Here is a 25,810-nt window from a genome sequence, read left to right on the forward strand (position 1 = left end):
CATGAGAGACCCATGAATCCCGATTTCCGCTCCAGGGCAATGCTTGAAAAGCACATCCAGCACACGATGCACTTCTACCACCCGCGCGCCATCGATGCGAGCGGCGGCTTCTATCACTTCTTCCTCGACGACGGCACCGTCTACGACGCTGCCACGCGCCACCTGGTCAGCAGCACGCGCTTCATCTTCAATTACGCCATGGCGTATCGTCATTTCGGCGGCGACGATTACCAGGCGGCGCTGCGCCATGGCGTGGCATTTTTGCGCGACGTGCACCGCGACCCGGCCACGGGGGGCTACGCCTGGCAACTGTCGTGGAAAGACGGCGTCAAGACGGTGGAAGACGGCGCCAACCACTGCTACGGCCTGGCCTTCGTGCTGCTCGCGTATGCGCACGCCCTGCAGGCGGGGGTGACGGAAGCGCACGCCTACCTGGACGAAACGTTCGCACTGATGGAGCAGCGCTTCTGGCTGCCCGAACACGGCCTGTACGCGGACGTGGCCAGCGCCGACTGGTCCACCCTGGACGGTTACCGTGGCCAGAACGCGAACATGCATGCGTGCGAAGCCATGCTGGCCGCGTTCGAGGCGACGGGCGAGGCGAGATATCTGCACCGCGCCGAAACCCTGGCGCACAACATCACGGTGCGCCAGGCGGGTCTGGCCAACGGCATGATCTGGGAACACTACACGCCCGACTGGGCTATCGACTGGGATTACAACCTGCACGACAAGAGCAATATCTTCCGTCCGTGGGGCTACCAGCCCGGTCACTTCACGGAATGGGCCAAGCTGCTGCTGATCATGGAGCGCCACGCCAGGTTCATGGCCGGCCCATCGGAGTGGCTGCTGCCCCGTGCGCGCGAACTGTACGACACGGCGCTGGCCAAGGCCTGGGATGGCACGCATGGCGGCATCCACTACGGTTTCGGCCCGCAGAATGAGATTTGCGATGGCGACAAATACTTCTGGGTGCAGGCGGAAAGCTTCGCCGCCGCCGCCGTGCTGGCCGCGCGCACGGGCGACGACGCCTACTGGCAAAGCTACGACAAGATATGGGATTACAGCTGGAAGCACTTCGTCGACCATGCACACGGCGCCTGGTACCGCATCCTGACGCCGGAAAACCAGAAAATCAGCAAGGAGAAAAGCCCTGCCGGCAAGACCGATTACCACACGATGGGCGCCTGCTATGAAGTGCTGAACGTGATCGGCGGTGCCGCATGAGCGCCGCCGTCACGCGCGAGTTTCCACAATTCGTTTCGGCCGGCGAAGCGCTGACGGACATGCTCCGCACGGGCGCGGACGCGTGGAGCAGCCAGGTGGGCGGCTCGACCTGGAACGTGGCCCGCGTGATGGCGCGCCTGGGCGTGCCCAGCGCCTTTGCGGGCGCCGTCAGCCTCGACGTCTTCGGCGACGCGCTGGCGCAAGCGACCGACGCGGCGGGCCTGGACATGCGTTTTTTGCAGCGCCGCGCGAAGTCGCCGCTGCTGGCCATCGTGCATGAACTGCATCCGCCCACGTATTACTTCATCGGCGACGACAGCGCCGACCTGCATTTCGACGCGGCGCAGTTGCCCGCCGGCTGGATGCAGGGCGCGCAATGGGTGCATTTCGGCGGCATCAGCCTGGCGCGCGAACCGCTGGCGGGCAAGCTGGTGGCGCTGGCGCAGGAACTCAAGGCGGCCGGCGTGAAGATCAGCTATGACCCGAACTTCCGCATCATGATGGATGAACGCTACGACGCCACCCTGCGCCGCATGACGGAGCTGGCCGACGTGATCAAGGTGTCGGACGAAGACCTGGCGGGCCTGTTCCGCCACGATGACATCGATGGCGCGTTTGCCGTGCTGCGCGGCTGGAATCCGCACGCCACGTATTTGTATACGCGCGGATCGCAGGGCGCGGCGCTGTACCGGGGCGAACAGACATGGCAGGCGGCGCCGCCCGCCATCGAGGTGGTCGACTCGGTGGGCGCGGGCGACGCCAGCATCGGCGGCTTGCTGTACAGCCTGATGTACCGGCCCGATGCGGATGGCGGCCAGCACTTGCGCTTCGCCGTCGCGGCCGGGGCGGGCGCCTGCCTGGCGGCCGGCGGCTCGCCGCCCTCGGTGGAACTGGTGGAATCGCTGGCGCGGCGCACGCAGCTGCGTTAAGTCGCACGGCGTGGCGCGCCGGACAGGCAGGCGCGCCACGCATACTTTTTGCGCAATGCAAAAATTTATCATGGTCAGCTTGATCTGCATCGAAACGCGTTGACCTTCCCGCCAGGCCTACCTTGACGTTGGCAATCGTCCTACATGGACGCCGCATGGCCCCGTCTAGAATGGGGACTTCATTGCACACCTGGAGACCACATCATGGCTACGCAATCCCATCAGGCAGCTTCCGTTTCCCGGCGAAATGTCGGAATGCAAGACATGGATGCGATCGAACTGCTGACGCAAGATCATCAGACGGTGAAGGACTTGTTCGAACAGTATGAGGGACTCAGCGACAGGTCGCTTGCCAGCAAACGCAAGCTGGCGCTGAAAATCTGCGAGGAATTGAGCAAGCATACGATGGCGGAAGAGGAAATCTTCTACCCTGCCGTGCGCGACGCCAGCCGTTCGAACGAAGACTTGATCAATGAAGCCACCGTCGAACACGCCTCGGCCAAGGAATTGATCGCGCAAATCGTCGCCATGGCGCCCGGCGAAGACTTGTACGACGCCAAGGTCAAGGTCTTGTCCAGGCAAATCGAGCAGCACGTACAGGAAGAGGAGGACGAGATTTTTCCGCGTGCGCGCGAGGCGCAACTCGACCTGCTGGCCATGGGCGGCCAGATCGCGGCGCGCAAGGCGGGAATGCATCTGCCCGCAATGCAGGCCTGAGCCTGCCTGGCGGCGTGTGATTAGCGCGCTGGTCCCGTCGACGCCCGTTCCATCAAGGTAAATGCCATCAGGTGGTGCGTGGCGGGCGCCGTCTCCCCCGCGCGGCGCTGGCGTATCTCGTCGATGACGAGACTGACGGCGGCGCGCGCCATGTCGGCGATGGGCTGGTGGATGGTGCTCAGCTCGGGCCAGACGGTGGTGGCGACGGGCGTGTCATCGAAGCCGCACACGCTCAGTTGCGCCGGCACCTGCAAGCCCATGCCGTGCGCCACGGCCAGGGTGGCGGCGGCCATGTCGTCGTTGCTGGCGAAGATGGCGCTGGGGTGCGGTGCTTGCGCCAGCAGCCGGCGCGCCGCGTCCAGCCCCGAACGATACGTAAAATAGCCTTGCGCCACCCTGTGCGGCGGCACCTGCAAGCCCGCTTCCCGCATGGCGTCCTCGAAGGCCTGGCGGCGCAGCAGGGCGGGCGTGTGCGCCGGATCGCCCTCGATGAAGCCGATGTCGCGGTGACCCAGCGCGAGCAGATGGCGCGTCATGGCCAGCGCGCCTTCGTAGTCGTCGATGCGCACGGCCGACACATCGGCCGACGGGCGCGCCGTGGCCACGGCGATGGCGGGGATGCCCATGGTATTGAGCTGCGCCAGCACCGCGGGCGAATCGCACAGCGGCGGCGGCACCAGGATGCCGTCCACCCCGGCCGCCACCAGGCAATCGATGCCGGCCCGCTGGCTGTCCAGGTCTTCGCAGCGTTCGAGCAGCAGCTGGCCGCCGCCCTGGCGGCATTGGTCCATGGCGCCAACTAAAAATTCGCTGAGGAAGGCCGCGCTGGGGTTGCTGTACAAGAGGCCGATGCGCAGGGTGCCCGTGCGGGCGGCGCGAGCCGCCAGGTTGGGCTGGTAGCGCAGGCTGGCGATCGCCGCCTCGACCTTGTCGCGCGTGGCCGTGCTGACGCTGGCGCGCCCGTTGATGACGCGCGACACCGTCATGGCCGAGACGCCGGCCAGGCGCGCCACGTCGTGCACGGTGGCGCCGCTGGCCGTATCGGGGGCGGGGGCGGCGGGCGCCGCCTTATTCGAGGTGGCCACCGAATTTCAGCTTGCCGCTGATGCGCATGCCGTGCAGTTGGCCTTCTTCCAGTTCGGCGGCGCTGGTGCGCTGCGCCGTGTCGCGCCGCGCCAGTCCCACCGACAGGATATCGAGCATCATCAGCTGCAGCAGGCGTACGATCATGGGCACGAAATTGAGGTTGCCTTCCGGATGGTTCAGGGTCAGCAGCACGTCGGCCAGCTTGGCCAGCGGCGAACCGCTGGCCGTGATCGCCAGCACGCGCGCGCCGCAGCCCTGCGCCACCTTGACGGTGCGCAGCAGGTCGGGCAGGGCGCCGGAGCGGGAAATGACCAGCGCCACGTCGCCCGGTTTCAGCATGGCGGCGCTCATTTCCTGCGCCTGCGGGTCGGCAAAGAAGCTGCTGACGATGCCCAGGTTGAGCAGCTTGTGCTGCATGTCGTCGGCCACCACGCGGGCGCTGCCCACGGCCAGCAATTCCACGCGCTGCGCGCCGCGCAGCAGCTCGATGGCCGCCGTCAGCGCCTTCACGTCGAGCATGTCGCGCAGGGCCAGCGCGGCCGAGGCGTTATTGCCCAGCACCTTGCGCGCCAGTTCCGCGTCGGAGTCCGAAATCTCCACGTGGCAGTGGGCCACCGTGATGGCGCCGCCCGTCAGGCCGGAGGCCAGCTTCAGCTTGAAATCGGCCAGGCCCTGCACGCCGATCGAGCGGCAAAAGCGCATCACGGTCGGCTGGCTGACGCCGACCCGCTGGGCGATTTCGGCGATCGGCAGGGTCAGCATGGCGTTCGGCTCCTTCAGCACCCAGTCGGCCACCTTGCATTCCGATGGGCTCATGCGGCCGCGCGCCTGGCGCACGGATTCGAGCACGGGCGCGCCGGTATGGGCGCGCTTGAGCTTTTGCGCCAGGATGGCGGCGATGCCCAGGAAAGTGGGCAGTTCGGCCGTGATCAGAAACGTGGGGATCTGCGCCAAGTATTCGTTCAGGCGGCCCTTTTGCTCGAAGCGGGCGCGGAACTGCGACCGTTCGAACAAAGGTCCCAGGCGCGGCACGATGCCGCCGCCTATATAGATGCCGCCCAGCGCGCCCAGGGTCATGGCCACGTTGCCGGCGATGGAACCGAGGATGGCGCAGAAGCAGTCCACCGCTTCCAGGCACACGTCGCATTCATTGTTCAGGGCGCGGCTGGTGATGTCGGCCGCCAGCAGCGGCGGGACGTCATGCCGGCCAGCCCGGTCGGACAGGGCGCGGTAGATCAGTTCCAGCCCCCGTCCGGAGGCGAGGCGTTCGGCCGAGACGTGCGACAGCTCGCGCCAGGCGAAGGACAGCACGTCCATCTCGCGCTGGTCGCAGGGGGCGAAGCTGACGTGGCCCCCTTCGCTGCCCAGCGCGATCCAGCGGTCTTCGGCGGGGATCATGCCCGATACGCCCAGGCCCGTGCCCGAACCGAGCAGGCCGATGACGCTGTCGGCGCGCGCCATGCCGCCGCCGATCTGCTGGCGCTGGTCGGGCCGCAGGTAGGGCAGGGCCATGGCCAGCGCCGTGAAGTCGTTCACCACCAGCAAGGTGTCGAGGCCCAGCGCGGCGCGCATGGCCTCGATCGAGAAGAACCAGTGATGGTTCATCATGCGGATATTGTCGTCGTCGATGGGATTGGCGATGGCGATGGCCGCATGGCGCACGCGCGCCGAACCGGCGGCGCGCGCCTCGCTGCTATCCATATACGCGGTGATGGCGTCGAGCAGCGATGCGTAGTCGTCGCAGGGCAGCACGGCGACCGCTTCCAGGTGGCCCTGGCGCGTTTCCAGCACGAAGCGGGCATTGGTGCCGCCGATGTCTGCCAGCAGGCGCGGCCCTTCACTGAAACGCTCCGCCGGATCGCTGCCTGCTACTTCCATTTTTTCATCAATTTTCATGGCGGTGCCTCGTCTCGTTTGCGTGCGCTGTCTTGGCGGCGCACTGTCGTTATGGCAAAAACCAAGGATTTTAATTCGTATACGTGCCGCGTGCCGAAAAATGCGGCCCAGCCATGCAGATGCTCATGTGTCGGGTCAAAAACGGACACCTCACCATGAAAAGCAGTGCCTTCCGACGGCAAATGCGGGCGCAAATAAAGTGTCGCAGAGTAGTCGTAGGATTACAACATAATATGTTGATATTTGTTCGTAGTATAGTTACTATGTCCCTGCTGGAAAGAATTCTGGCCAGTACATTCGGCCACGAATGACTAGATAAAAAATAAATTACTGAGGAGACTTACCATGCTGCATCGCAACATGTTGAAGGCTGTGCTGAAAACACTGCCAGCTGCCATCGTCTTGGCTATCGCCAGCGGTTCCGCTGCCGCCGACCCCATGTACCCATCCGACTCCGAAGGCTTCCACGGCTACCTGCGCGCCGGCGCCGGCAGCAATACCTCGGGCGACGGCGGTTCGCAAGGCTGCTTCGGCCTGGGCGGCAATACCATGAAATATCGTCTGGGCAATGAGTGCGACGCCTACACGGAATTCGGCTACACCAAGTCCGTCGCCCAGTCCGGCGGCGTGAACTACCTGGCCACCATCTGGGTCAACGCCTACGCGCCCAACTCCGATTTCGGCGACAACAAGCTGGGCATCGTCAAGGCCTATGTCGAAGCGCAGGGACTCGATTTCCTGAACGGCGGCACGGCCTGGATCGGCAAGCGCTTCTACTACCGTCCCGACATCCACATGCTGGACTTGCAGTACATCAACATGAACGGCACGGGTGCCGGCCTGGACCGCATTCCTGCCGGCCCCGGCAAATTCTCGTACGCCTTCTTCAAGGACAACGACATCAACACCGTGTCGCCGACCGGCGTCGTCAGCACCAAGTCCGCCGTGCGCCAGAACTTCATCTACGGCGAGATTCCCGTCAATGAAAACGGCACCCTGGACCTGGCAGCGACCTACATCATCGGCGAAGGCAAGGACAACGACGCTTACGGCCAGAAGCACAATGGCTGGCAGTTGTCGGCCTTCCACCGCCAAGCGAAAGTCTTCGGCGGCGGCAATACCTTCGGCGTGCAGTACGGCGTCGGCCCTGGCACGGGCAAGGGCGCGCAGTTCGGCGCTTCGGGCGACACCAATTTCGGTTCGGACGTGAAACGCACGCGCATCTTCAATGACATGGCGATCCAGCCGATGGCCAACTTCGGCATGGAATTCGTCGCCCTGTGGCAAAAAGACGAGTCGAACGCCACCGGTTCCTCGACCTGGACCTCGGTCGGCGTACGTCCCGTGTACGCATTCACCAACAACTTCAAGCTGGTGGGCGAACTGGGCACGGACCGCGTGACGCAAGCGGGCGGCCTGCCGGCCAAGCGCCTGACCAAGCTGACCATCGCCCCGACGATCTCGGCCGGCCCTGGCCTGTGGTCGCGTCCTGAACTGCGCGCTTTCGTGACCTACGGCAAATGGAACGATGCGGCCACCGCCTCGGTCAATGCGTCGAACAACGGCGGCCCGATCTACAACAACAATACCAGCGGTACGTCGTACGGCTTCCAAGTCGAAACCTGGTTCTAAACACCGAACCAAACGGTTTTGTTCAGTGTTGACGTTTGTAAGTGCAGATCAACCTGGCGCATCCTTCGCGGATGCGTTTTTGGCGCCGTCCCGTGATATAAATGCAATGTAGTCATATCATGGATCGCGGCGCCGTCTTTACACCAAGATGATGCCCGTTTGCAAGCGGGTCTGAGCACAAGAGCGCCGGTACAGGCGCAGATTTCACCTTTTTCGGCCCCCGTATGCCGAAGCCCCCTAAAAGCTTGATCAAAAAAGGAATGTGGAGATGAAACTGAAATTCAAGATTACCCAACTGGCCGCATTGACCACCCTGGCGTTTGCCGGCAGCGCGTTTGCGACCGACGTGGAAGTGTTGCACTACTGGACCTCCGGCGGCGAAGCGAAGTCCGTGGGCCAGTTGCAGCAAATCGTGAAGGAAAGCGGCTTCGGCTGGAAAGACTTCGCCGTGGCTGGCGGCGCTGGCGAAAACGCCGCGACCGCGCTGAAGACCCGCGTCATTTCCGGCAATCCGCCAACGGCCGCCCAGATCAAGGGCCCGTCGATCCAGGAGTGGGGCGCGGAAGGCGTGCTGGCCAATATCGATGATGCCGCCATTCCAGGCAAATGGGATGCCGTGCTGCCGAAAGTCGTCGCCGACATCATGAAATACAAGGGCCACTACGTTGCCGCTCCCGTCAACGTCCACCGCGTGAACTGGATGTGGGTCAATCCGGAAGTGCTGAAAAAAGCCGGCGTGGCCACCACCCCGACCACCTGGGATGCGTTCTTCGACGCGGCCGAGAAGATCAAGAAATCGGGCGGCATCGCGATCGCCCACGGCGGCCAGCCTTGGCAGGACGCCACCGTGTTTGAATCCGTCGCGCTGGGCGTGGGCGGCACGGAATTCTACAAGAAGGCCATCCTCAAGCTGGACCAGAAGGAATTGACCGGCCCGACCATGCTCAAGGTGTTCGACACCCTGGGCAAGGTGAAGACCTACATCGACAAGGATGCGGCCGGCCGCGACTGGAACCTGGCCACCGCCATGGTCATCAACAACAAGGCCGGCTTCCAGTTCATGGGCGACTGGGCCAAGGGCGAGTTCACGGCCGCCGGCAAGGTGCCGGGCAAGGACTACCTGTGCGTGGCCGCTCCTGGCACGGACAAGGCCTACACCTTCAACATCGATTCGTTTGCCATGTTCACGCAAAAGGATGCGAATGCGAAGAAAGGGCAGATCGCCCTGGCCAACGCCATCATGAATCCGAAGTTCCAGTCGATCTTCAACCTGAACAAGGGTTCCATCCCCGTGCGTTCCGGCGTATCGAAGGACAAGTTTGACGCTTGCGCCCTGAAATCGATGGAAGACATGGACGCCACCAACAAGTCCGGCGGCCTGGTACCATCGTTCGCCCACGGCATGGCGCTGGCATCGGCCACGCAAGGCGCCGTGACCGACGTCATCGCCAAGTTCATGAACACCAACATGAGCTCCAAAGACGCGGTTGCCGCCCTGGCCAAAGCGGCAAAAGTGAAGTAATCACGACGGCGCCGGCACTCCCGCCGGCGCCCGCTGCATCGCATGCACCGCAGGCGTCCGCCCTGGCTTCGGCCAGGCCGGCGCCACACGCAGTTTTTACTTCTACGGCTGTCCTATGTCCATACGCAAGCAATTCGACCGATGGATACCGCAGATGGTGCTGGGCCCCACGCTCATCGCCAGCCTGGTATTCGTCTATGGTTTTATCTTTTTGACCGGTTGGCTGTCGCTGACCGAATCGCGGCTGATGCCGAACTACGAGTTCGCCGGCCTGGTGCAATACGTCGAGCTGTTCGACAACGAGCGCTGGTGGACCTCGCTCAAGAACCTCGGCATCTTCGGTGTCCTGTTCATCGGTTGCAGCATCGCCATCGGCCTGTTCCTGGCCATCCTGCTGGACCAGAAAATCCGCGCCGAAGGCGCGCTGCGCGCCATCTACCTGTATCCGATGGCGCTGTCCTTCATCGTCACCGGCACGGCCTGGAAATGGATGCTCAATCCCAGCCTGGGCCTGGAAAAGGTCATGCACGACTGGGGCTGGACCTCGTTTACCTTCGACTGGCTGGTGAACTCCGACATGGCCATCTACACGGTGGTGATCGCCGGCGTATGGCAGTCGTCGGGCTTTGTCATGGCCCTGTTCCTGGCCGGCCTGCGCGGCATCGATGATGAAATCATCAAGGCGGCGCAAGTCGACGGCGCATCGCTGCCGACGATCTACTGGCGCATCGTGATTCCCGCCATGCGTCCCGTGTTCTTCAGCGTGCTGCTGATCCTCGCGCATATCGCCATCAAGAGCTTCGACCTGGTCATCGCATTGACGGCTGGCGGACCTGGCAATTCGTCGTCCGTGCCGGCCATCTTCATGTACCAGTTTTCCTTCACCCGCGGCCAGCTGGGCCTGGGCTCGGCATCGGCAATGATGATGCTGGCCACCATCGTGGCCGTGCTCGTGCCGCTGATGTACCTGGAAACGCGCAGCGCAAAGGCGATGAGATGACACCTACCCGCAATAATCGCCTCACCCTCGGACGGGTGGTGGTATACCTGCTGCTGATTCTGTTCGCGGTGTACTACATCGTGCCCCTGTACGTGACCTTGTCGACGTCGTTCAAGTCGCTCGACGAGATCCGCAGCGGCAACCTGCTGGCGCTGCCGCACGTGTGGCAGTTCGATTCCTGGGCCAAGGCCTGGTCTTCGGCCTGCACGGGCGTCACCTGCGACGGCATGCAGCCGTTCTTCTGGAACTCGATCAAGATGGTGATTCCCGCCGTGCTGATCTCGACCTTCCTGGGCGCCTTCAACGGCTATGTGTTCGCGCACTGGCGCTTCCGCGGTTCGGAAATCCTGTTCGCCGCCTTGCTGGTGGGCTGCTTCATTCCATTCCAGGTGGTGATCCTGCCGATGGCGCGTTTGCTCGGTGAATTCGGCCTGGCCAATACCACCACCGGCCTGGTTTTCGTGCACGTGGTGTATGGCACGGCCTTCACGACCCTGTTCTTCCGCAACTACTACATCGGCGTGCCGGAAGAGCTGATCAAGGCGGCGCGCATCGACGGCGCCGGCTTCTTCCTGATCTTCCGCAAGATCGTGCTGCCGATTTCGGGTCCGATTTTCGTCGTCTGCATCATCTGGCAATTCACGCAGATCTGGAACGACTTCCTGTTCGGCATCGTCTTCGCCAGCGGCGATTCGCAGCCGATCACGGTGGGCTTGAACAACCTGGTCAACACGTCCACGGGCGTGAAGGAATACAACGTCAACATGGCCGCCGCGGTGATTGCCGCGCTGCCGACCCTGCTGGTCTATCTGGTCGCAGGCCGTTATTTTGTGCGCGGCCTGACCGCAGGCGCAGTCAAAGGTTAAGGAAAGAATATGTCCAGTTTATCGATACGCAGCATCCGCAAGGTGTACACGAATGGCGTCGAAGTCCTGAAAGGCATCGACATCGAGATCAAGGATGGCCAGTTCCTGATCCTCGTCGGCGGCTCCGGCTCCGGCAAATCGACCTTGCTCAATATGGTGGCCGGCCTGGAAAGCGTCACCTCGGGCGAAATCCTCATCGACGGCAAGGTGGTCAACGACCTGCCGCCGAAGGACCGCGACATCGCCATGGTGTTCCAGTCGTATGCGCTGTACCCGTCGATGACGGTGCGCGAAAACATCGCGTTCGGCCTGAACGTGAAAAAGGTGCCGAAGGCGGAGCAGGAAGAAATCGTCGCCCGCGTCGCCGAAACGCTGCAGATCACGCACTTGCTGGACCGCCGTCCGGCGCAGCTGTCGGGCGGCCAGCGCCAGAGGGTCGCCATGGGCCGCGCCATCTCGCGCAAGCCTTCGCTGTTCCTGTTCGACGAACCGCTGTCGAACCTGGACGCCAAGCTGCGCGTGGAAATGCGCGCCGAGATCAAGCTGCTGCACCAGCGCCTGAAGGCCACCATCGTCTACGTCACGCATGACCAGATCGAGGCAATGACCATGGGCGATCTGATCGCCGTCATGAAGGATGGGGTGGTACAGCAACTGGGCACGCCGCAGGAAATCTACGACAATCCGGCGAATCTGTTCGTGGCCGGCTTCATCGGTTCGCCGTCGATGAACTTCATCACCGTCAAGCCTGTCATCGAGGGTGACGAGGTGTTTGTCGCCATCGAGAACGCGGGCAAGAGCCTGCGCCTGGCCCTGCCGTTCGCGGCCGACAAGCTGCGCGGCTATGCGGGCCGCGACGTGATCCTGGGCGTGCGTCCGGAGCAGATCACGGACATGAGCAGCGCGCACGGCGACGTGGGCCAGGAACTCGGTTGCCTGATCGACCTGGTCGAGCCGACCGGCCCCGACACCTTGCTGACGACGCGCCTGAACGGCGCCGCCGTGACCTGCCGCACGCACCCGCGCGAAGCGGTGCTGCCGGGGCAGACCATGCAGCTGTCGTTCAACCTGTCGAAGGCGGCCCTGTTCGATCCGGCCAACGGCGAGCGTATCGCGTAAGCGCCACCTGCCAATAAAAACGGCCCGCTTGTCGCATGACAGGCGGGTCGTTGTCGTTTATGCCGCCGCGCTTATTGCGCCAGCGATTTCTTATACGCGATGGCGTGGCGCAGCTTGCCCTTGTCGTCGATCAGTTCATCGAACGCTTCCCGGTTCACTTCCCGCAGGGCGCCCAGTTCGCGCGCGCTCTTGCCGCCGCTGACGCTGTCGCCGGGCCGCAGCGCCACCATCGCCTGCGCGGCCAGCAGGATGGCATTGGCATACGCGACAGGGTCGCGCAGGTCGACACGCGCCAGGTCCAGCGCCGGCATGCCGCGCAGCCAGTCGGCCCAGTAAAACTCGAGAAATTCCGTGGCCTTGCCGGGTGGCTCGTAGCCGATCCCGCGCGTAAAGTAGACGAGCGAGCGGTAGGGATCGTCGCCGAGTGTGCGCAAGCCGATGGCGGACGGCAGCTGCTGCGGCGTGATGGCCTGGTTGCGGCCGTTTTTCAGCCAGACCTTGTTTTCTGTGCGCATGCGGGTCCAGAAGGCCGTTTCGCCCAGCGCGCTGAAATTGTCGCTGACCTTGACCCAGACCTTCAATTGATGATTGCGCCCGCCATCGGCTTCCCGGAAGGCGGAAAACGTGTGGTGGCCATCGGTCAGGTACACGATGCCGCGCGGACCGATGACGACGGTCTTCATGTCGTCCGGACGGCTGCCCACCGCCGCCTTGCAGCGGTAGCCGGCCGGTGGCGCGGCCAGAGTGGCGCCGGCCACGTTGGCCGTGCCGGGCAAGACGTCGCCCTGGCCATTGGCTTCGCACAGGTCGGTAAATTTCCTGGGCTTGGCGATGTCGGCGATATGTTTTTCTTCGGCCGCATAGCGTCCCAGCTTGTAATACACCTGGTCGTAGCCGATGGCCGGCTGGGTCGGATGCAATTCATCGAGGCGCACCTGCAGGATGCGCGGATGGGCGGCACTGCCCACCACGGTGGACATCAGCGCCTGCTGGCGCGCGCTGAGGGCGGGCGCGACGGCGGCATCGCGGGCCCAGGCCATGTTGGCGAAAGACAGGGCCAGCGCGGCGGCGGCCCGGGGAAATGCGGCGTGCATGCGGCCTCCGAAGTGAGCGATATGGCGTGCAGCATAGCGCGGCACGCGATTTCGCGCAGTCCGATAGGCGCATGCACTGCGCCAGATCAAGACAGCTTCTAAAACCACGTCTCCACTTGCAGGCCGAACGAGGTGCCGCTGGTGGCGTTGCCGTACACGGGCCCCGATTCATTGGCCTTGTTGACGGCGGCCGTGGCGGCGTCGTTCCATTTGCCGTAGGTGACGAAGGCGCGCAGCTCGGGACGCGACCAGTAACCCTTGCCCGCCGTCAGGGTGGGCGCGAAGGTCAGCTTGGTCAGGCGCTGCGCGGCGCCGCCCGTGGGCGAGGTCACGCGGTCCGTGCCCAGCTCGAACTGCAGCTTGAAGTTGTCGTTGACGGCATACACGGGGCGCACGCCCAGGGTGGTCCAGGTCGAGCTGCCGCCCGAGACGTTGGATTTGTCGCGCTGCACGATGGCCACCATTTCCGCGCTCCACTCGGGCGTCGGCTGTATCCACAGCGAATTGAAGATGCGCAGGCGCGTCACGTCGCTGCCGTTGCGGATCGAACCCGTGGTGCCCATGCGGTCGCAGCACTGGCCGCCGGCGCCCGTGCCCGGCCCCACGCCGTACTGGATGCCGAAGGTATTGGCGCCGCCCCACACTTTATCCTGCTTGTGCAGCACGGTCGCCTGCCAGCCGCCGTGCGAGGTGCTGTCCTTCTTGTCGGGCGTGATGAGGGTGGTCAGCACTTCGAGCGTGCCATCCTGATTGACGGGAATGCCCTGGTAGACGAGATTTTGCCGGATGGCCGAGTTGCCGGGCTTGTCGTTATCCTTGAAGAAACCATAGCTGATGCGGCCCGGTCCCAGCTTGTACTGGTCGATGCCGCCGCCAGTGCCGTTCATATTGATATATTGCAAGTCGAGCATGTGGATGTCGGGACGCATGTAGTAGCGCTTGCCGATCCAGGCCGTGCCGCCGTTGAGCGTGGGTATGTTTTTCGCTTCCACGTACATCTTCGACATGCTCAGGTCCGCATCGCTGACGGCGGAGCTGGGCGTGTAGGCTGCCACCATGACGTGGCCGACGAAGCTGACGCCGTTGGGCGACCTGGCCATTTCTTTCTGGTATTCGAATTCGCCATAGGTGTCGCATTCGTTGCCGAGCCGGTAGCGCATGGTGTTGCCGCCCAGGCCGTAGCAGCTTTGCGGGCCGCGGCTGTCCGTGCTCGAACCGAGGCCGGCGCGGAAGTAGCCGTGGTATTCGCCTTCGGCATCGCTGGCGTGGGCGGCGCCGCAGGCCAGCAGCATGGTGCAGGCGAGGGCCAGCGAGGTCTTGATCGGGTGTTGCATGAAATCTCCTTGTCGTTATTAAAATGCGTGCTTGGGCACGTCGTACCGGATCGCTGCCGATCCAATCGGGGGGCTGCCTGGGCGGAAGGCTCAGGCGGCCAATATCTGTTTCGATGAAATCAGGTTGCCGGGCTGGCGCCGCGTGCGCGCCACGCCTTGCGCGTCGAACAGGTGGAAGGCGCTGCTGGCGGCCGAGACCGTGAACGGCTGGCCCAGCGGCACGCGGTTGTTGCCGTCGCCGCGTATCACCAGTTCCTGGCCGTTGTCCAGCGCCAGGTAGATGAAGTTGGCTTCGCCCAGGTGTTCCACCAGGCTGACGACGCCCTGGAAGCGGGCGCCGCCATCGCCGTTTTCCAGGATGTGTTCGGCGCGCAGGCCCACCGTGACGGCATCGCCCGCATGCAGGCCGGCCGGATCGACGAGGGCCGTGATTTCCTGGCCGCTGGCCAGGGTCACACGCACGCCATCGTCCTGCGCGGCGATGACTTGTCCTTCGAAGAAATTCATCATGGGCGCGCCGATGAAGCCGGCCACGAAGCGGTTGGCCGGCTGCTGGTACAGCTCGAGCGGCGTGCCCGCCTGCTGGATATGGCCGCCATGCATGACGACGATCTTGTCGCCCAGGGTCATCGCCTCGACCTGGTCGTGCGTCACATACACGATGGTGGCGTTCAGCTGGCGGTGCAGCTTGGCGATTTCCAGCCGCGTCTGCACGCGCAGGGCCGCGTCGAGGTTCGACAGCGGCTCGTCGAACAGGAACAGCTGCGGCTCGCGCACGATGGCGCGACCGATGGCCACGCGCTGGCGCTGGCCGCCCGACAGTTCGCGCGGCAGGCGCTCGAGCAGGTGGTCGATCTTCAGGATGGCGGCCGCGTGGCGCACGCGCCGGGCGATGTCGTCCTTGCCGGCGCCGGCGATCTTCAGGCCGAAGGCCATGTTGCGGAACACGCTCATGTGCGGATACAGCGCATAGCTCTGGAAGACCATGGCGATGCCCCGCTCGGCGGGCGGCAGGTCGTTGACGACCTTGCCGCCGATGGACAGGGTGCCGTGCGAAATGCTTTCCAGGCCGCACAGCATGCGCAGCAAGGTCGACTTGCCGCAGCCGGAAGGGCCCACCAGCACGACGAATTCGCCGTCGCGGATGTCGAGGTCGATGCCGGCCAGCACATTGTGGCGGCCGTCGTAGGATTTGGTCAGTTGTTGCAGGCTTACATGGGCCATGGCGCACCTATTATTTGACCGCGCCGGATGTCAGGCCGCGGATCAGTTGACGAGAGAAAATGACGTACATGACGAGCACGGGAATGACGGCCAGCGACAGCGCCGCCAGCACGGAGTTCCAGTCCGTCACGTATTGCCCGATGAATTGCTGCACGCCCAGGGTGACGGTCTTGGTGCGGTCCGATGGCGCCAGGATCAGTGGGAACCACAGATCGTTCCAGGCGGGAATCATGGTGAACACGGCCACCGTGGCGATGGCGGGGCGGATCAGGGGCAGGATCACCTGGAAGAAGATGGCGAATTCGCCCACGCCGTCGCAGCGCGCCGCATCCTTCAGTTCGCGCGGCACCTGGCGCACGAATTCGGACAGGATCATCACGGCCAGCGGCAGGCCCTGCGCCGTGTACACGAGCACCAGCGCCGTCAGGGTGTTGATCAGGTCGAGCCGCACCACCAGTTCCAGGATGGAGACCGTGCCCAGGCGGATGGGGATCATGATGCCCAGCGCCAGGTACAGGGTCAGCAGGCGGTTGCCCGTAAACGTGTATTCGGACAGGGCCCAGGCCGCCATGGCGCCGAACAGCACGATCAGCAGCAGCGACAGCAGGGTGACGAACAGGCTGTTGCCGAAGTACAGCAGGAAGTCCGAATTGGCCAGCACCTTGTGAAAGCCCACGAGGGAAAAGGTGGCGGGCGTGGGCAGGGCCAGCGGATTGTCGAAGATGGCGGCCCGCGTCTTGACCGAGTTGATCAGGATCAAGACGATGGGGAACAGGGCGATCAGGGTGTAGCCGGCCAGGATCACGTGCACGGCGGCGCGGCCCAGGGGGCGGGTGGAAACGTTGCGCATGGCGGCCCTTACAGTTCGTAGCGTGTCAGCTTGCGCTGCACGAAAAAGAAATACACGCCCACGCCCGCGAGGATGACGAGGAACATCATGGTGGCCACGGCCGCGCCCATGGTGGGACTGCCCAGCTGGGCCTGGTAGCCGAAGAAGGTGCGGTAGAAGAAGGTGCCGAGGATGTCGGTGGCGTAGTTCGGCCCCGCCAGCGCGCCTTTCACGGAATACACGAGGTCGAAGGCATTGAAGTTGGCGACAAACGTCAGGATGGTCACCAGCCCCAGGGTGGGCCAGATCAGCGGCAGCTTGATTTGCCAGAAGATGCGCATGGCGCCGGCCCCTTCCGCGTGGGCCGCCTCGATGATTTCCTCGGGCACGGCCAGCAGGGCCGCATAGATCAGCATCATGGGAATGCCGATGTATTGCCAAACAGAAATGAGCGCGATGGTCAGCAGGGCCGTCGATTCCTGGCCCAGCCATGGCGCGAAGTAGCTGCCGATGCCCACGCCATCCATCAGCGACTGGCCCACGCCCCACAGCGGCGACAGGATCAGCTGCCAGATGAAGCCGATGATCACCACGGACAATAATGTGGGCAGGAAGATCAGGGTGCGGTAGCTGCGCTCGCCCTTCAAGCCCTTGAGGCTGAAGAGGGTGGCCAGCAGCAGGCCGATGGGATTTTGCAGCAGCATGTGGATGAGAAAAAACTTGCAGTTGTTCCACATCGCATTCCAGAAACTTTGCGACCACTGCGGGTCGAACAGGATGGTGGCGTAGTTGGCCAGGCCGGCAAAATGGTGCTGGCCGCCCTCATCGGTCGTGTACAGGCCCAGGCGCAGGGTATCGGCCAGCGGCAAGGCGCTGAACAGCGAGTAGATGACCAGCGCCGGGGCCAGGAACACGAGCACGTGCCATGGGAAAGCTTTTTTCACGGCGAAACTCCAGACGAAGAAAAGCACCGGCGGCGGGGCCGCCGGCAAAACCGTGCCACCGGCTGCCGCATCGCATTGCTCGGGCCGGTTGCGCGGGGAGGATGGGGGGATTTATTGCTGCTGCGGCTTGTACCACTTGGCAAAGCCGGACTGGATCTGGCGCGCCGCGTCTTTCGGTGCCAGCTTGCCGTTCAAGACCTGGGCGTTGACGTTCCACAGTTCGTTTTCCATGCTCGGTTCGCCACGGTTGAGGATTTGCGCGTTCAGACGGATGGTCGAGGCGCAACTGGCGCGCCAGCCGTTCATCTGCTTGGCCAGCGGATCCTTGATGGAAATCAAATGGTTCGACAGCGAGAAGAAGCCCGTCACCTTGTTGGTGTAGATGTCGGCGAATTCCTGCGAACCGAGCCAGGCGAGGAATTTGTAGGCGTCTTCCTTGTTCTTCGACTTCTTGTTGACGCTCATGCCGATGTCCGTGTGGTCCGAGATATAGCACTTGTCGCCCGCCTTGCGCACGGGCGGGTTGAAGGCGCCCAGCTCCAGCTCAGGGTCCTGCTTGAAGTAGGCGATGTCCCAGGAGCCGGACGGGTAGATGGCGGCCTTGCCCAGCGCGAACTGGTTCTGGCTGTCGCCATAGGTTTGCGCGCTGGCGCCCTTGGACAGATAGCTGCCCAGCCGGGCTTCATATTCCCAGGCGGCGACGAATTGCGGATCGGTAAACTTGGCCTTGCCGGCGATCAGCGCCTTGCGGCCATCCTCGCCCTTCCAGTAATTGGCGCCGATGCTGGTAAACACCACCTGGTTGGCTTCCCACTGGTCGGCCGTGCCCAGCGCCAGCGGCGCATACTTGCCGCTCTTCCTGACCGTTTCCAGTACCTTGAAGAATTCCTCTTCCGTGGCCGGCGGCTGCAGTTTCAGTTCGCGGAAGATTTTCTTGTTGTACAGGAAACCATGCATGACGGAGGCGATCGGCATGCAGAAGGTGTCCTTGCCATCGTCCGTCTGCCACGCCACCTTGGCCGAGACGGGGAAGTTGTCCATGCCGGCCTTGCCGTCGAGCTTTTCCAGCTGGCCCCGCTTGTACAGGGCCAGCGAGACGTCGAACGGGCGGCAAGCCAGCAAGTCGCCGGCCGTGCCGCCGCTCAGGCGCGCGTTCAGGGTGGAATCGTATTCGGTGGGGGCGGTGGGCGAGAACTTGATCTCGATGCCCGGATGTTTTTTCTGGAAGGCGGGGATGAGCACCGTTTCCCACAGGGTCTTGTCGTCCACGCGCCAGCTTTCGATGGTCAGCGTGCCCGCCTGTGCCGTGCCGCTGGCCAGCAGCAGTGCCAGCAATGTGTTGCGCGCGGCCACGCCGCCTTGTGCATGCAATCGCATGATGTCTCCTTGTTGGTGTTGGTCTTGTTTGACTGCCTGTTACGCTGCAGTTGGCGGACAGTAGCATCGGGGAAAATGTGACGCCAGCTCCCGGCATTGCGCTGGCGATCGTCTCTTATCTTGTTGATTTCAAAGGATAATATTGAAATGCGCAGGTGCGCTTGCTTACCTTTCCTTACCGTCATCCGCTGCCATGGCGCGCCGCGCGGGGCGTCAGGCGGCAGCGGTGGTTTAGCCGCCGCGCAAGATCGGGCAACAAAAGCTCACATTTCTTTACAAATCAAGGTACTAAATTACCAACCTGCTGTTTTGTAGTTGGGCTATAGTTTGTCGCGACAAGAACAAGGGGACAGCATTGAAGACGCCACCGCGCAGCACCGCCGACCTCCATGCCGGGGCCGCCCGCCGTCGCGGCGTGGCGGCACTGGCACTGCTATCACTGATGTGGACCGGCGTGCCCGTGCGGGCCGAGCCGCTGCAAGTGCTGCACTGGTGGACCTCGACCGGCGAGCGCCGCGCGGCCGACGTGCTGGTGGCGCGCCTGGCGCAGGAAGGCGTCGAGTGGCGCGACGCGGGTATCGCGGGCGGCGCCGGCGTCGGCGCGGGCAAGGTGCTGAAGAGCCGCGTGCTGGCCGGCAATTCGCCGGAAGTCATGCAGCTGATCGGCTACACCCTGGGCGAGTGGAGCGACCTGGGCCTGCTGCTGCAGCTCGACAGCGTTGCCGCCAGCAACAACTGGCGCGCGACCATGTATCCCACCGTGTGGGGCCTGCTGCAGAACCGCGGCCATACGATGGGCGTGCCGGCCGGCATCCACCGCATCAATACCCTGTTTTACAACCGCAGGATATTCCAGCGCCTGGGCCTGGCCGTGCCGCGCAGCTGGAGCGACTTCGAGCGCGTGGCCGCCACGCTGCGCCAGGCCGGCATCACGCCGCTGGCGCAAAGCAGCGAGGCGTGGCAAGTGGCCACCCTGTTCGAGACGCTGGTGCTGGCCGAATCGGGACCTGCCTACTACCGCGCCCTGTTTGTCGACAAGAAAGCCGAGGCGTATGCGGACCCCCGCCTGCGGCACGCCTTGCAGCGCTTGAGGTCACTCAAGCAATGGATGGCGGCGCCGCTGCGCGAACAGGGCTGGCCCGAGATGGCGCGCCAGGTCGGTGATGGCGAGGCGGCCATGTATATCATGGGCGACTGGGCGAAGGGCGAGCTGAACGCCTGGGGCCGCGCCACGGACGAGGTCTTCGGCTGCGCCGCCGCGCCCGACACGGGCGAATATCACCTGTACAGCATCGATACGCTGGCCATGTTCGCTTCGGACTACACGCACCAGGGCGCGCAGGAAAAGCTGGCGCAGGTGGTCGCTTCGCCGTCCGTGCAGCTCGAGTACAGCCAGGTAAAGGGCTCGATTCCCGCCTTGCGCCAGGCCGACCTGTCGCGCCTGGACAGCTGTGGGCGCGCCTCGGCGCAGGCGTTCGCGCGCGGCGCCGCCTTCCAGGCGCCCAGCCTCGTGCACCGCATGGCCACCGATGAAACCAGCAAGGACGCCATCATCGCCGAGGTGCACCGCTATTTCCTGGACGAGACGATCAGCGCGGCCGACGCCCAGCGCCGCATCGGCAGCATGTTGCAGGCGCTGAATAAAAAAGGACGAGACCATGTCACGCAAAATCCTGGTCGTTGACGACGATCAAAAGACCCGCATGCTGCTGAAGGCCTACCTGGAAAAGAACCAGTACGAGGTGGGACTGGCGCACGATGGCGCCACCTTCCTGGCCGAATTCCATCGCCACGTCGATAGCCTGTCGCTGGTGATCCTCGACGTGATGCTGCCCGACACGGACGGCTTTGCCCTGTGCAAGGTGGTGCGCGCCCGCTCGAACGTGCCCATCATCATGCTGACGGCCAGCTCCGACGAGACGGACAGGGTGGTGGGCCTGGAGCTGGGCGCCGACGATTACATCGCCAAGCCCTACAGTCCGCGTGAATTGCTGGCGCGCATCAAGGCCATCCACCGCCGCACGGGCATCGACGCGGCCGCGCCGCCCCGCTTTTACCGCTTCGTGGGGTTCACGCTCGACACGCTGGAACGCACGGTGACGGATGCCGATGGCGAGGCGCTGCAGCTGACGGGCCTCGATTTCCAGCTGCTGCGCTACTTTGTCGAACATCCGGGCGATATCCTCGACCGCAGCGTGCTGTGCGAACAGACGCGGGGGCGCGACGCGGGGCCGCTCGACCGCTCGCTCGACGTGCAGGTGAGCCGGCTGCGCCTGCGCCTGAAGGATGATGGCAAGCAACCCGTGCTGATCAAGACGGTGCGCGGTGCCGGTTATGTGTTTTCGGCCGACGTGAGCAGTGCGCATGCCTGAGCGGGGCGCGCGCCGTCTGCTCGAGCGCCTGCTGCCGCCATCGCTGCTGGGCCGCCTGTCCGTCGTGATGGTGGCCGGTGTGCTGGCCACGCAACTGGTGGGTAACCTGATCTGGGCCGCGCAGCTGCGCCGCGACTCGGCGGTGGAGGCGCGCATGGCGTCGCAGCACCTGGCCCGCAGCGCCGCCAGCACCATCCGTTTCTTCCTCAGCCTGCCGGCCAACTACCGCCCCATCCTGATTCAGCAATTTCGCGAGATGGGCGGCACGCGCTTCTTTGTCAACGTCAACCAGGGGCCGCTGGCCATTCGCGAAATCGCACCGCACGCGCTGGCCGATACGGTGGTGGCCACGGTGGGCGCGGCGCTGAAGAGCGACTTGCCGCAGCTGGCCGGCTACCGCGTGGGCTTCGCCTGGCCGAGCGACCTGGTGGTGGCCGACAGCGGTGCGCACATCGGCGACTTGCCGGAAAACTGGGTCCAGCATATCTTGCTGCTGAAACCGAATCCCGCGCCCGTCCTCGTGATCCAGGCCGAGCTGGAGCCGGGCAACTGGCTGTACCTGGCGGCACTGATGCCCAACCCGTATTTCTTGCAAAGCAGTAATCCGTGGACCCTGGACCGGGTGCTGCTGCAGGCATTGTCGCTGGCGGCCGTGCTGCTGCTGTCCATCCTCGTCGTGCGCTGGACCACGCGGCCGCTGGCGGCCCTGTCGGATGCGGCCGAAGCGTTTGGCCGCGGCGAGACGCCGCCGCCCCTGCCGCAGACGGGCAGCCGCGAGTTCGTGCAGACGGCGCGCGCCTTCAGCGGCATGCGCGAACGCATCCAGCGCTATCTGGAAGACCGCGAACGGCTGTTCGTCTCGATTTCGCACGACTTGCGCACGCCCATCACGCGTTTGAAACTGCGCACGGAACTGCTCGACGACGATGTGCAGCGCAATGAATTCCACGACGACCTCGACGAGCTGGACATGATGGTCAAGGGGGCGCTGCAATGCGTGAAGGATAGCGACATCCATGAAAACGCCACCGAGGTGCGCCTGGATCCTTTGCTGCAGCGCATGGTGCGCGGGACCCAACTGGCTGGCCACGAGGTGCATTACGCGGAGACGGGCTTGAGCGTGAAGGCCAAGCCCCTGGCCCTGAAGCGCGCCATCGGGAATCTGCTCGACAATGCCCTGTTTTATGGCAAGACGGCCCACCTGTCGGCGTGCCGTGAAGGAGGGCATATCGTCATCCGCATCCGCGACGACGGCCCCGGCGTGGCCGAAGAGGCGTTCGCCAGCCTGTTCCAGCCGTATGTGCGCCTGGAGCATGGCCGCGAGCAGAATGCGCATGGCATGGGGCTGGGGCTCGGCATTGCGCGCAGCATCGTCCAGGCCCACGGCGGCGAGCTGACCCTGGCCAACCACCGCGACGGCGGCCTGGAAGCGACCATCCGCCTGCCGGCCCAGTGAGGCGCCGGCGGCAGCGTCAGGCCAGCAGCGCGCTGGGCACGCGGGGCGAGGACATCAGGTCGAGGAAGGCGGCCCAATGGGCGGCACGCGTCGCGCCCTGGCGCTCGACATAGGCTTTCGCCATGTCCTGGCCCAGGTTGTAATTGATGACGTACGCGCCCATGGCATCGTAGAACTGCAGGCGCTGCGCGGATTTTTCGGCCGGATACAGGCGCACGTTGACCAGCCATTCCAGCGCTTCTTCGCGCGTGATGCCGCCTTCGAGGTACTGGCGCGCGATGTCGTTGTCGGCGTAGCCGAGTCTGGCCAGCAGCTGGTTCAGTTGCGCGTAGCGGGGCGCCAGCTTTGGCTCGAGGCCGGCCAGCGGATACAGCACCTGCTGTTCGAAGTCCAGCCTTTCCGCCTCCGTGAAACTCAGTTCGATGCCGTAATTGGCCGTACCTTCGGCGATCAAGGATTGCGGCGAATACAGGGGATAGATGCAGTATTCCATCCAGCCCTTGCCGCGCACCAGGTCGCGTTCCAGCAGCACGTTGTAGACGTGGTGGCCCGGATACGCTTCGTGGCAACCGAGGTCGACGGCGCGATCGATATACACGGGCAAGTCCGTATTGATCTGGATCACGCTCTGGTAGTTGCCCTTGTACCAGTTGTAGCCGCTCCAGGGCTTGTCGGTGACGAATTCCAATATAAAATCTTCGCCTTCGGGCAGGGCGATGTACTGCAAGGTGCGCTCGCGGCCCGCGCGGATGGCCGCCTCCATGACGGCGCGCAGCTTGTCGGCGGGAATGACGAGTTGCGCGCGCAAGGCATTCACGCGTGCGCTGACCGTGCCGCCGCCGGGCAGCAGGGCGTCGATCTGCGCCACCAGTGCTTGGTAGTACGCGCGGCTGTGATGGGGCGAGACGGCGTCGTACAGGCGCGCGCTTTGTGTATCGAAATCGAGGCGCGATCCCTGCAGCATGTCCGCCTTGGCCAGCACGGCCTGCAATTGCTTGCGCAGGTTGACTGCGCGTAAGGAGGCGTCACCAGCCAGCAGGGCCAGTGCGTCCTGCGCGGCAGCCTGGATATCGCTCAGACCCTGTTGCCGCTCTGCCGCTTCCTGTTGCCAGGCGGGCGGGCCGTAATAGGCGTCGACATACGACGCATCATGCTGGCCCATGGCCAGGACCAGCTTGACGTAGCGTTCGGCCACGTCGGCAAGGGGAGGGGAGTTGCTGTCGTTGTTCGTCATGGCGGCAGGGTTTTTCGCGGTTGGGCAGCGCCTATTGTATAGCGCAATGGCATGCGCGTGAGGCGTGTACGCGTCACATCATTTCTCTACAGTAACTGGGGAAACGCATCTTGATATACATCAGTGATCCCGGCATTCGGCCCCTGCGTCATGCGGTTTCGCCGCAAGATGGCGTGGTCTTCTTTTTTATGCAACCACGTGACTTTCTCCTTGATCTTCCTTCGTTTATGGACGAATATGGTGGTCGAGATCCGGCACTATCTGACGTCATCGGGCAGGGATTTATACACGGAATGGCTGAAACGCCAGCGCGATACTACGGCCAGGGTGGCCATAGCCCGGCGCGTGCTGCGTATGATTCCCGGCAATTTTGGCGACCACAAGTTCTGCCATGACGGCGTGTGGGAGTTACGGATCGATGTGGGAGCCGGTTACCGTATCTATTACGCCATTGCCGGGGAGCAGATCATTTTATTGCTGTGCGGAGGCGACAAGCGCACGCAGCCGAAAGATATCGAATACGCTTGTGCCTGCTGGCACGACTGGAAGGAGAGAGGACATGAAAGAGGAACTAAGCAAACCACCGAGAGACCGCTCGCATGACGAGGCGATGGCTGAACTGTACCGCGACGATCCCGAACTCGCCCTCGAATTGATCAACAATATCCTCGTCGATGGCGACCACGGCGAACTGCTGGCCGTGCTGCGCCAGCTGACGCGCGCCTTTGGCGGCGTGCCGGCCGTGGCGCAGGCGGCCAGGCTTAATCCCACTCAGCTGTACCGTACCCTGTCGCCCGAGGGCAATCCCTCGCTGAGCACCTTGACGGCCATCCTCGATGCCATGGGCTTGCGGCTGGCCGTGGAACCCAGGCAGCCCGAACGTCCATTTCCCGCGCCGGCCGCCTGAGTCCACCGCGTGCGCTTAAAACTCCACGGGCCGGGCCTCGCGCATGGCTTGTGTCATGGCCAGGCCGATGCGCGTCGCTTCCGTCGCGTCGTGCAAGGTCAATGACAAGGTGCGCCGGCCCAGTGCCGCATCCGTGAACTCCTGCGCCTCGATCAGGAAGGCGTCGGCGAAGCGGGCATAGAAGTCCGGCGTGCACTCGTTGCGCACGCCGTGCGCATCCGAAATTTCCACGCGGTTCAGGCGCGGATTGCTGCCCACAGCCAGGCGGCCGCCCGTGCCGAACACTTCCGTCAGGGTTTCGTGGCCATGCGCCATGGTGCGCGACGCCATGAAGCTGGCCATGCTGCCGTCGCTGAACTCGACCGTCGCCAGGCCGTTGTCGACGTCGCCGAAGGCCTGCAAGCCCGTGTGGATGGCGTTGGTGCCGCTCGCATACACGCGCTTGGGCACGGGATTGCCCAGCAGCCAGCGCGCCAGGTCGATATCGTGCACGCTGCAATCGAGGAAGATGCCGCCGCTGGTGGGGGCGAAGCGCATGAAGGCGCCGCTGGGGTCGTTCTGGTCGCAGGTTTGCGAACGCACCAGATACGGCTTGCCGATGCGCCCTAGTGCGATCTTTTGCTGCGCGTCATGATAGCTGGCGTCGAAGCGCCGCACGAAACCGATCATGATGGTCAGCTGCGGGTGGCGCGCCGCTTCCGCTTCCACCTTCAGGCAGTCGGCCAGGTCCAGCGATAGCGGTTTTTCGCAAAACACGTGCTTGCCGGCGCGCAAGGCGGCGATGATCTGGTCCGCATGCAGCGAGGTGGGCGTGACGAGAAACACTGCGTCCAGGCCCGGGTGGGCCAGCAGGGCGTCGTAGTCGGCATAGCCGGTGGTGATGCCGAGCTGGCTGGCGGCCCAGTCCAGTTCGGCCGGCACGGGGCTGCAGGCGGCCACCACTTGCGCGTTCGGCACGCGCTGCGCCAGGTTGATGGCATGGCGTTGGCCCAGCCGGCCCAGGCCGACGATGCCGACTTTTAATGTTGGGGATGACATGTGGTCT

General features: G+C 64.0%; 23 protein-coding genes. 13 read left to right on the forward strand and 10 right to left on the reverse strand.

The features are described 5' to 3' along the window. The first annotated feature begins 12 nt into the window (after window positions 1-12). From AC07VH_RS13115 to AC07VH_RS13125, 3 genes are all read left to right on the forward strand, one after another. The gene (locus AC07VH_RS13115; protein ID WP_494788121.1) at window positions 13-1,227 is read left to right on the forward strand and encodes an AGE family epimerase/isomerase; all 1,215 of its coding nucleotides are present in this window, start codon (window positions 13-15) and stop codon (window positions 1,225-1,227) included. Continuing rightward, window positions 1,224-2,156: a carbohydrate kinase family protein gene (locus tag AC07VH_RS13120; RefSeq protein WP_475416901.1), complete on the forward strand. Its 933-nt coding sequence runs from the start codon at window positions 1,224-1,226 to the stop codon at window positions 2,154-2,156. The genes AC07VH_RS13115 and AC07VH_RS13120 overlap by 4 nt, the downstream gene beginning before the upstream one ends. 264 nt (window positions 2,157-2,420) lie before the next feature. Continuing rightward, window positions 2,421-2,873, forward strand: coding sequence for a hemerythrin domain-containing protein (locus tag AC07VH_RS13125; protein ID WP_475416900.1), 453 nt, complete (start codon window positions 2,421-2,423; stop codon window positions 2,871-2,873). 20 nt (window positions 2,874-2,893) lie between these two features. On the opposite strand, the gene AC07VH_RS13130 is transcribed toward AC07VH_RS13125, so the two are convergent. After that, window positions 2,894-3,958: a LacI family DNA-binding transcriptional regulator gene (locus tag AC07VH_RS13130; protein ID WP_494788122.1), complete on the reverse strand. Its 1,065-nt coding sequence runs from the start codon at window positions 3,956-3,958 to the stop codon at window positions 2,894-2,896. Beyond that, window positions 3,942-5,855 (reverse strand): glucokinase, encoded by a 1,914-nt coding sequence (locus AC07VH_RS13135; protein ID WP_489627936.1) that lies wholly within the window; start codon window positions 5,853-5,855, stop codon window positions 3,942-3,944. Before AC07VH_RS13135 ends, AC07VH_RS13130 begins: the two co-directional genes overlap by 17 nt. 345 nt (window positions 5,856-6,200) lie before the next feature. Between AC07VH_RS13135 and AC07VH_RS13140 the strand changes: the two genes are divergently transcribed. The 5 genes from AC07VH_RS13140 to AC07VH_RS13160 all read left to right on the forward strand — a co-directional run bounded on the left by AC07VH_RS13140 (window position 6,201) and on the right by AC07VH_RS13160 (window position 11,994). Then, complete coding sequence (locus AC07VH_RS13140) at window positions 6,201-7,487, forward strand: maltoporin (protein WP_475416897.1); 1,287 nt, start codon at window positions 6,201-6,203, stop codon at window positions 7,485-7,487. Between the two features lie 268 nt (window positions 7,488-7,755). Beyond that, window positions 7,756-9,009 (forward strand): ABC transporter substrate-binding protein, encoded by a 1,254-nt coding sequence (locus AC07VH_RS13145; protein ID WP_475416896.1) that lies wholly within the window; start codon window positions 7,756-7,758, stop codon window positions 9,007-9,009. A 115-nt stretch (window positions 9,010-9,124) separates the two neighbouring features. Further along, on the forward strand, window positions 9,125-10,009 hold the full coding sequence (locus AC07VH_RS13150; protein WP_010397323.1) for a carbohydrate ABC transporter permease: 885 nt from the start codon (window positions 9,125-9,127) through the stop codon (window positions 10,007-10,009). Continuing rightward, window positions 10,006-10,875 (forward strand): carbohydrate ABC transporter permease, encoded by an 870-nt coding sequence (locus tag AC07VH_RS13155; RefSeq protein WP_070290751.1) that lies wholly within the window; start codon window positions 10,006-10,008, stop codon window positions 10,873-10,875. The genes AC07VH_RS13150 and AC07VH_RS13155 overlap by 4 nt, the downstream gene beginning before the upstream one ends. Before the next feature lie 9 nt (window positions 10,876-10,884). Then, window positions 10,885-11,994, forward strand: a complete 1,110-nt coding sequence (locus tag AC07VH_RS13160; protein WP_494789566.1) for an ABC transporter ATP-binding protein — start codon at window positions 10,885-10,887, stop codon at window positions 11,992-11,994. A 71-nt stretch (window positions 11,995-12,065) separates the two neighbouring features. On the opposite strand, the gene AC07VH_RS13165 is transcribed toward AC07VH_RS13160, so the two are convergent. The 6 genes from AC07VH_RS13165 to AC07VH_RS13190 form a co-directional block, all read right to left on the reverse strand. After that, window positions 12,066-13,088, reverse strand: coding sequence for a ParB/Srx family N-terminal domain-containing protein (locus AC07VH_RS13165; protein WP_494789567.1), 1,023 nt, complete (start codon window positions 13,086-13,088; stop codon window positions 12,066-12,068). 98 nt (window positions 13,089-13,186) lie between these two features. Continuing rightward, the gene (locus tag AC07VH_RS13170) at window positions 13,187-14,422 is read right to left on the reverse strand and encodes a maltoporin (RefSeq protein ID WP_475416893.1); all 1,236 of its coding nucleotides are present in this window, start codon (window positions 14,420-14,422) and stop codon (window positions 13,187-13,189) included. 90 nt (window positions 14,423-14,512) lie between these two features. Continuing rightward, window positions 14,513-15,646, reverse strand: a complete 1,134-nt coding sequence (locus AC07VH_RS13175) for an ABC transporter ATP-binding protein (protein WP_494789568.1) — start codon at window positions 15,644-15,646, stop codon at window positions 14,513-14,515. A 10-nt stretch (window positions 15,647-15,656) separates the two neighbouring features. Then, window positions 15,657-16,496 carry a carbohydrate ABC transporter permease gene (locus AC07VH_RS13180; protein ID WP_070218105.1) on the reverse strand — a complete coding sequence of 280 codons (840 nt, stop codon included), beginning with the start codon at window positions 16,494-16,496 and terminating at the stop codon, window positions 15,657-15,659. An 8-nt stretch (window positions 16,497-16,504) separates the two neighbouring features. Further along, window positions 16,505-17,419 carry a carbohydrate ABC transporter permease gene (locus AC07VH_RS13185; RefSeq protein WP_475416891.1) on the reverse strand — a complete coding sequence of 305 codons (915 nt, stop codon included), beginning with the start codon at window positions 17,417-17,419 and terminating at the stop codon, window positions 16,505-16,507. 111 nt (window positions 17,420-17,530) lie between these two features. Continuing rightward, complete coding sequence (locus AC07VH_RS13190; RefSeq protein ID WP_494789569.1) at window positions 17,531-18,796, reverse strand: ABC transporter substrate-binding protein; 1,266 nt, start codon at window positions 18,794-18,796, stop codon at window positions 17,531-17,533. A gap of 355 nt (window positions 18,797-19,151) precedes the next feature. Between AC07VH_RS13190 and AC07VH_RS13195 the strand changes: the two genes are divergently transcribed. Genes AC07VH_RS13195 through AC07VH_RS13205 form a run of 3 tightly spaced genes read left to right on the forward strand, consistent with a single transcriptional unit; the run spans window position 19,152 to window position 22,624 of the window. Beyond that, window positions 19,152-20,480 carry an ABC transporter substrate-binding protein gene (locus AC07VH_RS13195; protein WP_494789570.1) on the forward strand — a complete coding sequence of 443 codons (1,329 nt, stop codon included), beginning with the start codon at window positions 19,152-19,154 and terminating at the stop codon, window positions 20,478-20,480. Then, window positions 20,455-21,168 (forward strand): response regulator, encoded by a 714-nt coding sequence (locus tag AC07VH_RS13200; protein WP_475416888.1) that lies wholly within the window; start codon window positions 20,455-20,457, stop codon window positions 21,166-21,168. The genes AC07VH_RS13195 and AC07VH_RS13200 overlap by 26 nt, the downstream gene beginning before the upstream one ends. Next, the gene (locus tag AC07VH_RS13205; protein WP_475416887.1) at window positions 21,161-22,624 is read left to right on the forward strand and encodes an ATP-binding protein; all 1,464 of its coding nucleotides are present in this window, start codon (window positions 21,161-21,163) and stop codon (window positions 22,622-22,624) included. The genes AC07VH_RS13200 and AC07VH_RS13205 overlap by 8 nt, the downstream gene beginning before the upstream one ends. Window positions 22,625-22,640: 16 nt before the next feature. Here the strand turns inward: AC07VH_RS13205 and AC07VH_RS13210 are convergent, their stop codons facing one another. After that, window positions 22,641-23,858: a hypothetical protein gene (locus AC07VH_RS13210; protein ID WP_494789571.1), complete on the reverse strand. Its 1,218-nt coding sequence runs from the start codon at window positions 23,856-23,858 to the stop codon at window positions 22,641-22,643. A gap of 237 nt (window positions 23,859-24,095) precedes the next feature. Between AC07VH_RS13210 and AC07VH_RS13215 the strand changes: the two genes are divergently transcribed. Next, window positions 24,096-24,461, forward strand: coding sequence for a type II toxin-antitoxin system RelE/ParE family toxin (locus tag AC07VH_RS13215; RefSeq protein ID WP_475416885.1), 366 nt, complete (start codon window positions 24,096-24,098; stop codon window positions 24,459-24,461). Next, a complete protein-coding gene (locus tag AC07VH_RS13220) occupies window positions 24,418-24,765 on the forward strand; it encodes a helix-turn-helix domain-containing transcriptional regulator (protein WP_494789572.1) in 348 nt (115 codons plus the stop codon). The genes AC07VH_RS13215 and AC07VH_RS13220 overlap by 44 nt, the downstream gene beginning before the upstream one ends. A gap of 15 nt (window positions 24,766-24,780) precedes the next feature. Here the strand turns inward: AC07VH_RS13220 and AC07VH_RS13225 are convergent, their stop codons facing one another. Then, complete coding sequence (locus AC07VH_RS13225) at window positions 24,781-25,803, reverse strand: Gfo/Idh/MocA family oxidoreductase (RefSeq protein ID WP_494789573.1); 1,023 nt, start codon at window positions 25,801-25,803, stop codon at window positions 24,781-24,783. Window positions 25,804-25,810 lie beyond the last annotated feature (7 nt).

This window comes from Janthinobacterium sp. GW821-FHT03C10, assembly GCF_059420865.1.